This window comes from Vibrio sp. OPT46 (assembly GCF_015163535.1).
GTDB lineage: Bacteria > Pseudomonadota > Gammaproteobacteria > Enterobacterales > Vibrionaceae > Vibrio > Vibrio alginolyticus.
The window spans coordinates 1-448 of the sequence record NZ_JADDYG010000520.1 but is presented as its reverse complement, the minus strand read 5'-3'; the positions used below and the strand labels follow the sequence as shown (position 1 = coordinate 448).

The window sequence follows — 448 nt, the reverse complement described above, 5'->3', positions numbered from 1 at the left end:
CTAAACTTTCCCCACGATTGGTTCGTAACACTAAATGTCCAATTGTGAGTTTTGACACCAGCAAACCGACTGTATGATCTAGTCGTGGCTAACCCGCGAATGTGTAAGATCGAGTATGAGTCACTACAACTAACTTTACCTCAGAACAATGTGAAGTTACTAAGGGTACTTATCAGCGTTCAAACTAAGCACAAAGCGATTTGATGCGCTGATAAGTTTAGTTACATCTAAAACAGCTGATTAATAGTCAAATACATCCAGTAGATCTAAATCGAATTCAACACCACGCAAGTCATGTTCATTACACAAGTTCTTTAGCTTGTCATCGCAATACAGCAAGTTACACCCTTGCATAAACGACTTAAAAACGTGCTTATCTGTAACACTAGACTCGACGAACTTGAGCATTTCCAATCCTGCCGGATGGCCATCAATGTATTCGTGTTTC

The 448-nt window shown here is 40.0% G+C and carries 1 protein-coding gene; it reads right to left on the bottom strand.

The features are described 5' to 3' along the window. Window positions 1–240: 240 nt before the first annotated feature. On the bottom strand, window positions 241–448 hold a 208-nt coding region (locus tag IQR33_RS21240; RefSeq protein ID WP_416222691.1), incomplete at its 5' end, for an imm11 family protein.